At 58.7% G+C, this 12,106-nt stretch carries 13 protein-coding genes and 1 pseudogene; 1 reads left to right on the forward strand and 13 read right to left on the reverse strand.

Going from position 1 to position 12,106, the window contains the following annotated elements:
* Positions 1-4: 4 nt before the first annotated feature.
* The 12 genes from CK227_RS22765 to CK227_RS22815 form a co-directional block, all read right to left on the reverse strand.
* Positions 5-769 carry a lysylphosphatidylglycerol synthase domain-containing protein gene (locus CK227_RS22765; protein ID WP_095770846.1) on the reverse strand — a complete coding sequence of 255 codons (765 nt, stop codon included), beginning with the start codon at positions 767-769 and terminating at the stop codon, positions 5-7.
* Between the two features lie 163 nt (positions 770-932).
* Positions 933-1,727, reverse strand: a complete 795-nt coding sequence (locus tag CK227_RS22770) for a class I SAM-dependent methyltransferase (protein WP_095770847.1) — start codon at positions 1,725-1,727, stop codon at positions 933-935.
* 3 nt (positions 1,728-1,730) lie between these two features.
* The gene (locus CK227_RS22775; RefSeq protein ID WP_095770848.1) at positions 1,731-2,855 is read right to left on the reverse strand and encodes a glycosyltransferase; all 1,125 of its coding nucleotides are present in this window, start codon (positions 2,853-2,855) and stop codon (positions 1,731-1,733) included.
* A 2-nt stretch (positions 2,856-2,857) separates the two neighbouring features.
* Positions 2,858-3,034 (reverse strand): hypothetical protein, encoded by a 177-nt coding sequence (locus CK227_RS36830; RefSeq protein WP_179295762.1) that lies wholly within the window; start codon positions 3,032-3,034, stop codon positions 2,858-2,860.
* A gap of 12 nt (positions 3,035-3,046) precedes the next feature.
* Entirely contained in the window at positions 3,047-4,051 is a 1,005-nt protein-coding gene (locus CK227_RS22780; protein WP_348628937.1) for a glycosyltransferase family 2 protein, read from the reverse strand.
* A 239-nt stretch (positions 4,052-4,290) separates the two neighbouring features.
* Positions 4,291-5,391, reverse strand: a complete 1,101-nt coding sequence (locus CK227_RS22785) for a class I SAM-dependent methyltransferase (RefSeq protein WP_245318020.1) — start codon at positions 5,389-5,391, stop codon at positions 4,291-4,293.
* Between the two features lie 131 nt (positions 5,392-5,522).
* Complete coding sequence (rfbD, locus tag CK227_RS22790; protein ID WP_095770850.1) at positions 5,523-6,407, reverse strand: dTDP-4-dehydrorhamnose reductase; 885 nt, start codon at positions 6,405-6,407, stop codon at positions 5,523-5,525.
* Entirely contained in the window at positions 6,404-7,474 is a 1,071-nt protein-coding gene (gene rfbB / locus CK227_RS22795) for a dTDP-glucose 4,6-dehydratase (RefSeq protein ID WP_095770953.1), read from the reverse strand. Before rfbB ends, rfbD begins: the two co-directional genes overlap by 4 nt.
* Positions 7,475-7,494: 20 nt before the next feature.
* Entirely contained in the window at positions 7,495-8,046 is a 552-nt protein-coding gene (rfbC, locus tag CK227_RS22800; RefSeq protein ID WP_095770851.1) for a dTDP-4-dehydrorhamnose 3,5-epimerase, read from the reverse strand.
* Between the two features lie 3 nt (positions 8,047-8,049).
* A complete protein-coding gene (gene rfbA, locus CK227_RS22805) occupies positions 8,050-8,931 on the reverse strand; it encodes a glucose-1-phosphate thymidylyltransferase RfbA (RefSeq protein WP_095770852.1) in 882 nt (293 codons plus the stop codon).
* Positions 8,932-9,064: 133 nt separating this feature from the next.
* Positions 9,065-10,084 (reverse strand): NAD-dependent epimerase, encoded by a 1,020-nt coding sequence (locus tag CK227_RS22810; protein ID WP_095770853.1) that lies wholly within the window; start codon positions 10,082-10,084, stop codon positions 9,065-9,067.
* 64 nt (positions 10,085-10,148) lie between these two features.
* Entirely contained in the window at positions 10,149-10,739 is a 591-nt protein-coding gene (locus tag CK227_RS22815; RefSeq protein ID WP_027046626.1) for a biotin transporter BioY, read from the reverse strand.
* A 114-nt stretch (positions 10,740-10,853) separates the two neighbouring features.
* On the opposite strand from CK227_RS22815, the gene CK227_RS22820 reads away from it, so the two are divergent.
* Positions 10,854-11,762, forward strand: a complete 909-nt coding sequence (locus CK227_RS22820) for an MBL fold metallo-hydrolase (RefSeq protein WP_095770954.1) — start codon at positions 10,854-10,856, stop codon at positions 11,760-11,762.
* A 36-nt stretch (positions 11,763-11,798) separates the two neighbouring features.
* Here the strand turns inward: CK227_RS22820 and CK227_RS22825 are convergent.
* A pseudogene (locus tag CK227_RS22825) lies at positions 11,799-12,106 on the reverse strand (5'-methylthioadenosine phosphorylase); the annotation flags it as partial.

Here is a 12,106-nt window from a genome sequence, read left to right on the forward strand (position 1 = left end):
CGCGCTAACTTTTATCTTCTGCATGGCGGGTGGCGGCATACCTGCCAAACAAGAGGCCGAGCAACGCCAACAGGCAATCGCCGGCACAAGAGATGATCCGAAAAAGCAAGGCTGCCGCAGTAGCTGAACCGGCCCCGTATACCGGTGACAGGAACTGTATAAGCAGATACTCCCGAATGCCTACGCCTGCGGGCGAGCCGGGGGTAACAAATCCCAGCAACCAACTGATCGATGTCCAAACAACCAGGCTCGAAAAATCTGCATCCGCACCGAGGGCCTTGAGCAAATAACTCAAGCTAAGTGCAAGAAAAATAAAACAAGGAACTCCAGATAATATTGATGCAAAAAATGCAGCTAATTTCCCTCTTAATCCCCCGAAAGCCAAGCCTGCGCCGACGAAAATTATCAGAACGGCAACCATGATAGGCATTCTGTATTCATAAATTGCAGCGGCCTCGTCATTTCTGATCCACGCGGGCAGCAATGTGAAGTCAATGGTCCGTGATGAATAGGTAATTATTCCTAGAGATGATACGACAATGGATATTATCTCCATTATTATTATGGACGCCGTCGCTCTATGTAATACGCCATGCTTCCCAGACAGATAAAATCTGCCAACATATTGACCTACATTGCCCGGGATATACTTGCCGATTTGAGAGACAAGGAAAATATACAAGAGACGAGACGGTGGAAGACGCACACCAAAAGCCTTTGAAAACATTCCAAAGGCCAGAGCACCGGACATCACACTCAGCATGTACATCAGTAATGCCGTTAGAAATGACGGTTCAAAATAGAATGACGGCGGCTGCGAAAGAACTACGCTTCTGTTGATCCAGAAGGCTCTGCCTACGTAAACGATTGCCGCAACCGTGAGTACCGCACCCACGTAACCTGCAGCGCGTTTTCCAATTGCGACCCACGAACTACTTGTCACCGCGAAAGCGCCCTACCACGAAATATCCATCGCCTAGGTTCGTGCGCAGGAACGGTCGTTGCAACTGGATTGATAGCCACATGGCCAAGAGACCCGGCCAAGTGCACATCTTGTTGAATACGCTAATAAGACCACTCCTATCGATGCCGCTAGATGCCGTGCTTTGATCGAGGCCCTTGACTGCGCTTCGCTTGTCCATTTCCGCCTGATAGTACTTGATACGCTGGCTAGACAATAGATTTGCAAGTGGAAACCCGTAGGATTCGAATGCAACAATATCGAGGCCCGCCTTGTCGAAAAGGTCCTCTAGTTCTTGTCGTTCGTAGCGGCGCACATGGCCAGCCCAGTCGTCGGAAACAGTCCAGCGCTTCATAAGACACGGCACGGATGCGAGAAACAGACCGCCCGGTTTTAGCCATGAGACCCAGAGGCCGAGCGCCTCATGATCCTCTTTGATGTGCTCCAGGACCTCGAAGGCGGAAATCACGTCGAAAGTGCTGCGCCACTGAGGGTCAGGATCAGAAAGGATATTGACGCTTGTTTGAACAGTCAGCGCCTTCGCAACCGACACGGCGTCTGGCCCAGATTCAAGACCGCTAGCTTCGAATCCTCGGTCATAAAGATCAACCAGCAGCGCACCGGCGCCGCACCCGATATCCAGGGAACGCCGACCTTTACCGATCTTCAAATGATGAAGGACTCGTGACCGGCGCAATATGTATCTTGGCGCCGGCACCCAGCCCAGTTCGGGGGCCGCGGTCCCGTAAAGAAAATGCTTGAACACGTTTCAAACTCCTATCCGTTGCAATAGGTCGTCGCGCAACCGCTGACCGATTTTGGAAGGCGCAATTTCGGCAATGATCCTGTCCGAATACCCGGTGTCGGTCGCGCCGATCGCTTGAACGATGGCTTGCGCGAGCGCTTGCGGCTTGCCCGCCTCGATCAGAGTTACACCTCTTGGCGGGTTGTCTCCAAACAGCTCTCGAATGGCAGGAGAATCACGAGTGATAAGGGGTTTGCCCGCACTGACTATCTGAAAGACTTTGTTTGGAATTACCCTGCCCGATTTATCAGACGTCCCGAATATCCCAAGGCAGACAGTCGCTTTCTCGATTTCAATCTGGAGCTTTTTATACTCGACCCACTCGGTCCAATCCAGGTTTCCAGGATTGCGTTCTGCAATCATATCGCGAATTTTCGATGCCTCTTGACCCGTTCCGACGATTCGAAAATTGATCGCCGTATCAGACAACAAACGAGCCGCTTCCACTATGGTTTCAATACCATGAAGTGGAATGAATTGCCCATAAAACAAAACGGTGGCTATAGGTCCGGAGTCGACTGCATCCTTTGGGCTAAAATTCTCGCTCTCCACTCCAACAAAGGCCCTAACTATTTTCCTCGGATCAACCAAAAACGTGTCGGCGTAGTATCTGCCATGTGCATCCGTATCGACCAGCACAACGTCTGCCGATCTAAGCGATATTCTCTCCAACCAATGAATGAGGCGCGACGGGAGGGAGCCAACCTTAAACAACTTCCGATCTTCAACAACCGTGTTGAAGATCGGAAGGAACGCATCCACGACTACCTTTTCACGCCTCAGCTTCGCCAGCGGCCAGATAAGCAAGGAATCGAGATAAGCAAAGTAGCCGCAGACAACAAAGTCATGACGAGCGGAGAAGACGTACCGAAACAGAAGTATGGGGTACCAAATCGCAGCTGTGCCTATCAGACGAAAAGCAGACCACACCGAGGAAACTTGGCTCTTGTCCTCGATGCCGCGCCAAACGTGGAAATGCAGTTCGTCGACGTTGACTCCCGCCTCTCGAAGACCTTTCCGCAAAATCCGGATTCTGGGCTTGCCGGTATCATAGGTGCCCCACAAAAGAACCTTCAGCGTTCGCCCCATGCTCAATCTTGGTGTTCTTTGAAATGCAATCTTGCCACCTTCCCACCTGCACACTCGGCGGCAACGCCAAAGAGAACAATGGCGGATAAAAATAACTCGCCGTTCATCTGGATATGCGAGACCGGATTCACCAAAATATCTATTGGCAGATTGTCGATGCGGGCGCCGCAGGTTGACATGACTGCCGCCGCCTACACTATTTTCTCAATTTTTGACTCTTTGCTCTCCATCGCAAACGACCGGATCCTGGCCCTTGCACCATACTCTTGCTGCAATTGCCTGATCCTTATTTCTTCAAGCAATTGCCTGTTGACCGCTATGAGCTCGGAAATGATGCCGCTCATCGCAAGAATGCCGGCAAGCGCGAGCAAGGCGCTGGACAGAACGAGTGACTGGATGTTGCCACTGCCTTCGCCCAACAAATAGTGGACAAGGAACCGGACAACCCCGACCAACCCCGGCGCGGCGACGATTGCCGCACATGTCGAGAAGAAGCGCAGCGGGCTATAGACGACAAAAATCCTCACGACCGTTATCAACGAGCGCCGAACATAGCTTGGTATGCTCTTGACCAGCCGCGAGGGTCGAAGATCGCCGTTGACACGGATCGGCACCGAGGTGATCGGGATGTTCCTGCGTCCCGCCTGGATGATCGTTTCCAGCGTATAGGTATAGCGATTGAAGACATTGAGCTGTATCGCCGCGTCGCGATGAATGGCCCGGAAACCGCTCGGGGCGTCAGGGACCGTCGTGCCACTGGCAAGCTTGACGACGAAGCTGCCAAGCTTCTGCAGAAATTTCTTGACCGGTGAAAAATGCTCTATCTCGCTGATCGGCCTTGCGCCGATGACGATCTGAGCCTTTTTCTCCAGTATGGGCCGGACGAGATCGGGAATGCAGGAGGCATCGTACTGGTTGTCCGCATCGGTGTTGACGACGACGTCCGCGCCCAGTTTCAGCGCGGTTTCGATGCCGGTCATGAACGCTTTGGCAAGCCCCTGATTGTGGGGCAGCGAGACCACGTGATCGACGCCGTTTTCCCGGGCAACCTCGACTGTTCGGTCGGTGGAGCCATCATCGACTACGAGCCATTCCACCGTGCTGAAACCCGCGACCTGACGCGGCAGATCGGCCAGCGTAACGGCGAGCGTCCCCTCCTCATTCAGGCATGGGATTTGAATAATAAGCTTTGACAATCCACCCTCTTCTTTCCGCAAGGCTGATCGGCTGCCGTGTTCCATATGGACCTAAAGAACTTTGCTTCCGCGCGCTACCTGCTTCGGCAAAATAAGCTGTTTTTGTGGCTGCCAACAACGGCGCGAGGAGGCTCCGGGCGGCGCCGAGTTCATGGCGTTCAGGCGAATTCGCTCAGGGAAGCGGATATCTGATGGAGAGGACAAGAGCAGGGCTGCCCATGCCCAATTCAATTTCGCTCTCAACGAAACTTTGCGGCGACGACCCGTTGAAACCTTGCGGCGACCCTTTTCAGTAACCGCCTGCCATTCAACAGCGCTCGCAGGGGACTGGTTATCCGCCAGCTTGTTGAGTCCTTGAACTCTTGAACAGCGCGCTGACCTTGCTCTATTTTTGCCTGGAGCGCGGCCGTCTGCGCTCGCGCTCGTGCGATCTCTTTGTCGCGCTCGGTCCGCAGTGCGCTCGCGGTTGCGTTGGCAGCCGATATTTCTCCCTGCAACCCCCGGAATTCTTCTGCTTTCTCGGCACGCTCGCTCTCAAGCGCTGCAATCTCGCTTTCGTGCTGTTGCCGCTGTTCTTCAAGGCTCTGTGCAAACCGCGCTTCCGCCTGTTCGCCCTTAGCTGTCAGTGCCTCGATCTCGCTGTTGCGCTGCTCGACCTGTCGCCGCCAGTCCTCAAGGCTCAGCGCAAACCGCGCTTCCGCCTGCCTTATCGCATTGGCTGTATTCCCACGCTGGGCGACTGCTTGTCCAAGATGGGCGAAAATGGTTCGTACAGCTTCCTGGCCATGATCTTGTTCGCCGCTGGTGAAAAGCGCCTCGACCGCTTTCGGGTAGCTGTTGCCCATCGCTAGAACGCCCAGGCCATGCCCATGAAGGAACTCGAAATGCGGCCGGCCGGCCGAGACCTCGCTCCAAAGGCGAAAGACTCCGAAATCGCGCTCACGTACATTCGTGTCGTGAAAGAGTACAATTGCATTCTTCGTCAACTTCGGTCGCCACGTCTCGAAGTCATGGCGAACGGCATCATAGGTGTGCATACCGTCAATATGCAGCAGGTCGATGCTCTCATCCTCGAAATGGCCAACTGCCTCGTCGAAAGTCGACCGTACTAGACGCGAAAAGGCCGAATACTTTGCATCGTGATAGGTGGCAAGGCCGGCATAGACGCCCTCATCGTAAAAACCCGCGTGCTCATCACCCTTCCAAGTGTCGATCGCGTAGCAACTGCAGGAGAGACCCAGCAGTTCAATGGCTTGGCAGGCGGCACAATAGGAAACTCCAGTGTGCGTGCCAAGCTCGACAAACCGGTGCGGCCGCAGCGAATCGATCAGCCAGAACATGAAAGGAACATGTTCGATCCATGCGGACGGAGCTTCCAGATCAGGGGATCGGAACGCCGTCGAAGTAAAAGGAACCATCGCCGTCCCTCAGGTCCAGGCAAACGCGGGGTTCACGAAAGCCAAGGACGTCATCAAGGGTGCCGAGTAAGAGATCGCACCACCGCTTCCGTCGATTGCCGCCAGTCCGGCGCGTTCCAGCCGAAGGCGGAGGCGAATTTCGCGCTCGATAGCCGGGAATTGGCCGGACGGCGTGCCTTGGTCGGATAGTCCATCGTAGCAATGTCCCTCACCCGCGCCCAGGGACCACCAAACGCCAGGCTTGTGTCCAGGATATGGCGGGCAAAGCCGCTCCAGTTGGCCTCGCCGGTGCCGGCCAGATGATAGACACCGAAAGCGGCAAAGCTCTTGTTGCCATGCAGCTGTGCCGCGGCATGCAGGACAGCGTCGGCGATATCCAGCGCTGAGGTGGGGTTTCCCCATTGATCGGCCACCACTGCAATCTCGTCGCGGTCGGCCGCAAGCCGAAGCATGGTTTTGACGAAATTCTTGCCGAACGGACTGTAGACCCAGGCGGTGCGCAGGATCAGGTGGCGCGGATTGGCTGATGCCACCGCCTGTTCGCCGGCGAGCTTGGAGGCGCCGTATACGCTGGCTGGCGCGGTTGCATCGGTTTCGACATAGTCACCGGAAGCGCTGCCGTCGAAGACATAGTCGGTCGAAAGGTGGATTACGGGAACGGCAAGCCGGCCCGCGGCCTCCGCCACCTTGCCGGCGCCGACGGCATTCACCCTGAATGCCAGATCGGGCTCATCCTCGGCCTGATCCACGGCCGTGTAGGCGGCAGCCGACACGACGATGTCAGGCTTGGCCGCAGCAATGGCTTCGATCACGGTGTCGGGGTTTGCCAGGTCGAGCTGCGGACGGCCAATGGCGATGACGTCCACGCCGGCAAGCTGGCCGGCCTCCAGAAGGCTCGAAACAACCTGGCCTTCGCGTCCGGTGACGACGAGCCTCACGCGGCCCCCTTGCGGGCTTCGCCCAGTCTTTCGCCGGCATAGTTCTGCTCGCGGATCGGCCCCCACCACCATTTGTTGTCGAGGTACCAGTCCACGGTTCTGGCCAGACCGCTGTCGAAATTCTCGTTGGGCGCCCAGCCGAGGTCCCGGCTTATCTTCGATGCGTCGATGGCATAGCGGCGGTCATGGCCGGGGCGGTCGGTGACGAAGGAAATCAGGTCGCGGTAGCTCTTGCCTCCGGCCCGGGGGCGCCTGCTGTCGAGCAGGTCGCAGATCGTCTCGACGACGCTGAGGTTTGTCCGCTCCGAATTGCCGCCGACATTGTAGCTCTCACCCGGCGTGCCTTTGGTGGCAACCAGTTCCAGCGCGCGCGCATGGTCCTCGACGAACAGCCAGTCGCGCACATTGGCGCCGGCGCCATAGACCGGCAGCGGCTTTTCGTCGAGCGCGTTGAGGATGACGAGCGGGATCAGTTTTTCGGGAAAATGATAGGGGCCGTAATTGTTCGAACAGTTGGAGAGCACGACCGGCAGGCCGTAGGTCTCGTGCCAGGCGCGGACCAGATGGTCCGAGGCCGCCTTCGAAGCCGAATAGGGCGAGGACGGCGCGTAGGGCGTCTCCTCGACGAACATGCCGCCATCGAAAGGCAGGTCGCCGAACACTTCATCGGTCGACACGTGATGGAAGCGGAACCGGCCTTTCCTGTCGTCGGCAAGGCCGCGCCAGTATTCGAGCGCCGCATTGAGGATGCGGTAGGTGCCGACGATGTTGGTCTCGATGAAGGCGCCAGGCCCATCGATCGAGCGGTCGACATGGCTCTCGGCGGCAAGGTTCATGACGATGTCGATATCGTCACGGCGCATTATGTCGAGCACCGCTTTCTCGTCGCATATATCGGCCTGTGCGAAGCGATAATTGTGCGCGTTCTCGATTTGCCGCAGCGAGGCCAGGTTGCCGGCATAGGTGAGCTTGTCGAGATTGGTCACCCTGTAGGCCGGATTGGCGCACAGATGCCGACACACCGCCGAACCGATGAAGCCAGCCCCGCCTGTCACCAGAAAATTCATGCCGCCATCCTTCATGCCCATCAGGCAAACACTTCGGCCTCGGCGAGCACCGGCGCCTTGAGGTCCTTGTCCGAAAGCTGGTATCCGCCAGCCACCGAAGGCCATTCGATGCCGATGACGGCATCGTCGAAGCGGACAGACCGATCGTGCTCGGGCGAATAGGTGTCGGTAACCTTATAGAGAACCTCGGTGTCGGGCACGAGCGTCACAAAGCCATGGGCGAAACCCTTGGGCACCAGGATCTGATTGCCCTTTTCGGCGGTAATTTCGAGCGCAACCCATTTTCCGAAAGTCGGCGAGCTGCGGCGAATGTCGACCGCGACGTCCAGCAGCGCGCCCCTGATGACGCGCAGCAGCTTGTCCTGGGCCCGCGGCTCGAGCTGGTAGTGAAGCCCTCGCAACACGCCTGCCGTCGCGGAATAGGAGTGGTTGTCCTGCACGAAAACCAAGTCGATGCCTGCCTGCGAAAACCGCTCGGCATTGTAGGTTTCCATGAAGAAGCCGCGTGCATCGCCATGTCGCTTGGGGACGATTTCCAGCACGCCATCGATGCCGAGGGACCTGATCTCCAAAGCTTAGCCCTCCAACAGATCGGCGACGCGCCGCCGCAGATAGGCGGCATATTCATTTTTGCCCAACCGGGTTGCGCGTTGCAGCACTTGCTCTGCCGTCAGCCAGCCCTGCTCGAAGGCGATCTCCTCAGGGCAAGCAACCTTGATGCCCTGCCGATGTTCGATCGTGCGCACGAAAGAAGAGGCTTCGTGCAAACTGTCATGCGTGCCGGTGTCGAGCCAGGCATAGCCACGCCCCAAACGGTGCACATGCAGCTTGCCGCGCTCGAGATAGACATTGTTGACCGCCGTGATCTCGAGCTCGCCACGCGCCGACGGGCGGATCGTCGGGGCGATGTCGACCACGTCATTGTCATAGAAATAGAGACCGGTGACAGCCCAGTTCGACTTCGGCTTCTGCGGCTTTTCCTCAATCGTCAGCGCGGTTCCGGTCGCCTTATCGAAGGACACGACACCATAGCGCTCGGGATCCTCTACATGGTAGGCGAACACCGAAGCACCCGCCTCGCGCGCAGCGGCGGCGCGGCAAAGCTGCGACAGGCCGTCACCGAAATAGATGTTGTCGCCAAGAATCATCGCGACGCTGTCTTTGCCGATGAAATCCCGGCCGATAATGAAAGCTTCCGCAAGACCATTGGGCTGCGGCTGCTCGGCGTAGGAGAACGCCAGCCCGAACTCCGATCCGTCGCCGAGTAAATCACGAAAAGCCGGCAGATCGCGCGGTGTCGAAACAATCAGAATCTCACGGATTCCCGCGAGCATCAGTACGCTCAGCGGATAATAAATCATCGGCTTGTCGTATATCGGAAGGATTTGCTTAGAGACTGCTAATGTCAGTGGATAAAGACGCGTTCCACTGCCTCCAGCAAGGATAATTCCTTTCAAGAAGCTCTCCTTGACATGCCGAAGCCCCCCGGCCCTGATCGACCGTGCTTAGGTTTCATTCAATGGCTTGTCAATGCGGCACGCGACACAGCAGAGGCCTGTTCCGCACGCCAGGACATGACCTCAGCCACCCTTACCCAAAATACGCCTGGTACCAATCGACGAACCGCCCTACCCCGTCTGACACGGACGTGCCGGGGCGGTAGCCAACAGCCTCCTGCAGCGCGGAAGTGTCGGCGAAGGTGTCCGGTACGTCGCCGGCCTGCAGCGGCAAGAGCTCGATGACGGCCTTGCGGCCAAGCGCGCTTTCCAGCGCCTCGACATAGGCGGTCAGCCTCACCGGATTGTTGTTGCCGATGTTGAAGATACGCCAGGGCGCGCTGCTCGTTGCCGGATCCGGATGGCCGGAATCCCAGGCGGGATTGCTGGCTGCAGGGCTGTCGCTGGTCCGGATCACGCCTTCGGCGATGTCGTCGATATAGGTGAAGTCGCGCGTGTGGTTACCATTGTTGAACAGCTTGATCGGCTCGCCGGCCAGGATGCTCCTGGTGAACAGGAACAGCGCCATGTCGGGGCGCCCCCAAGGCCCGTACACGGTGAAGAACCGCAGCCCGGTCGTCGGCAACCCGAACAGATGGCTGTAACTGTGCGCCATCAGCTCGTTGGCGCGCTTGGTCGCGGCGTAGAACTGCAGCGGATGATCGGCCGGGCGGTGCTCGGAAAACGGCATGTCGGTGTTGGCGCCGTAAACGCTCGAGGTGCTGGCATAGGTCAGGTGCGCAATGCCGGCATTGCGGCAGGCCTCCAGCATGTTGGTGAAAGCAACGATGTTGCTTTCGACATAGGCGCGCGGGTTTTCCAGGCTGTATCGCACTCCCGCCTGGGCGGCGAGATGGATCACCCGGTCGAAGCCATGATCGGCAAAGCAGCCGTCCACGATTTCTCTGTCGGCAAGATTGCCATGGATGAAATGATAGCCGGCATTGGTGCCTTGGCTGGCTTCGGCCAGCAGCCGCAGCCGCGCCTGCTTGATCCGCGGGTCATAATAGTCGTTGACGCTGTCGACGCCGACAACCTCGTCGCCACGCTCCAGGAGCCGCCTGGCGACATGATAGCCTATGAAGCCGGCGGCGCCGGTGACCAGAACCTTCATCGGAAGCGCCCATCCTCGGGAATGGATCCCTGACGTCTATGGCACGCCAATCTTCCTACAGGCCTCAGGAGCGCTTCAGCAGCGACCAGACGGCCGGCACAAGGCTTGCCGCCAGCGCGACCTTGATCAGATCGCCAACGATGAACGGCACGACGCCGAACTGCCAGGATTTTTCCGGGCCGATCAGCAGCGCCAGCCAGGCAAAGCCCATCGCCATCATCACCACTTCGGCAACCAGCATAGCGTTGAAAAGCTTGATCGGGTGGCGATCCCAGCCGCGATCCGCGGCCCAGCCGACAATCGCCGCCATGACGACAAAGCCCGCGAGATAGCCACCCGTCGGACCAACCATGTAGGCAAGGCCAATGCCCTTCTCCGGTGTGCCCTGGAAGACCGGGAAGCCCATCGCGCCCTCCGCCATATAGAGCAGCAGCGTGGCGACGCCGAGGCGCAGGCCGAAGGCGGCGGCGATCAGCAAGACGGCCAGCGTCTGCATCGAGATGTCGACCGGCCCCAGCACAACCTTGGTCTTGGCCGACAGGGTCAGCAGTAGCGTTCCGGCGATCGCCAGGAAAAGCTGTGTTGCCAGCCGCGCCGCGCCTTCCTGCGGCAAAGCCAGAGAAACAAGCGGGCGCATCGTGGTTGCAGTTGCCATGGTCTTCCCCAATCCGGTCCAGCGCGATCCGATAATCGCGATCCTGCGTTTTCCTATATTGGCTTGCGTGCTATGCGGCAATCGGTTTTGCCGTTCCGGGAACAATGTGCCGACATGGCTCTCAAATTCGATACCAGCTTCGATCCGCACTACGGCCAGGGCGTGAACGTCGGCCCGGACGTGCAGCGCGTCACGGTCCGGAACCCCAGCCCCTTCACCTTTCATGGCACCAACAGCTATGTCGTCGGGCGCGACACGCTGGCGGTAATCGATCCCGGGCCAGATGATGAGGCGCATCTTCAGACCTTGCTCGGCGTGATCGCCGGCAGGCCGGTCAGCCATATCTTCGTCAGCCACACGCATCGCGACCATTCCCCGCTGGCGGCCCAACTGAAGGAGCGCACCGGCGCCTTGGTGATGGCGGAAGGGCCGCACCGGCCGGCGAGGCCACTGCATATCGGCGAGACCAATGCGCTAGACGCCAGCGCCGACACCGCTTTCATTCCCGACATCGCACTGCCGGACGGCGCGTTGGTGGCCGGCGACGGGTGGGCGATCCGTACGGTTCTGACCCCCGGCCACACCGCCAATCACGCGGTGTTCGCGCTGGAAGAAACCGGCATCCTGTTTTCGGCCGATCATGTCATGGCGTGGGCGACATCGATTGTCGCGCCGCCGGACGGGGCCATGGCCGACTACATGGCATCGCTGGACCGCCTGATCGAGCGCGACGACCGCCTGCTGCTGCCTGGGCACGGCGGGCCGGTCGCCAAGCCGCGCGCTTTCATGCGGGGATTGAAGACGCATCGCAAAATGCGCGAGCGGGCCATATTGGAGCGGGTCAGAGCCGGGGACCGGACGGTTCCCGACATGGTCAAGGCGATCTACAGGGATACAGATCCCCGGTTACATGGCGCCGCAGGACTGTCGGTGCTTGCCCATCTCGAGGACCTGGTGGCGCGCGGCATGGTGTCGACGGAGGCCGCTCCTGCCATTGACGGCATTTTCATGCCGGCTGGCTAATCCAAGACCTCTCCACGACCTTGCGATTGCCCTGCCTCAGAACCGGCTGGACCGTTCTTCTGGCTGAGGCGACTTCAAACCTTGGCAAGAGCATTCCGGATTGGCCGGGAGTCGTGCGGCGGTTTCCAGCGCGACCCGCGAGGCCGTCATGGACAGGTTCGGCAACACGTCTTCCTGCAGCAATTGCTGGCGATTGCGGTCCATATAGTCGTTGAAGCCTGCCGTCACGAACGCCAAAGGCACGAAACACGCGCCGATCTCGCGGGACAAAGTGGCCTCGGGCGCTATCGAATGGTTGAGCACGTCCGCCCCCATGCCGCGGAACGCCAGGGCCTCGGCCGGGG

This window comes from Mesorhizobium sp. WSM4308, from assembly GCF_002294905.1.
Taxonomy (GTDB): domain Bacteria; phylum Pseudomonadota; class Alphaproteobacteria; order Rhizobiales; family Rhizobiaceae; genus Mesorhizobium.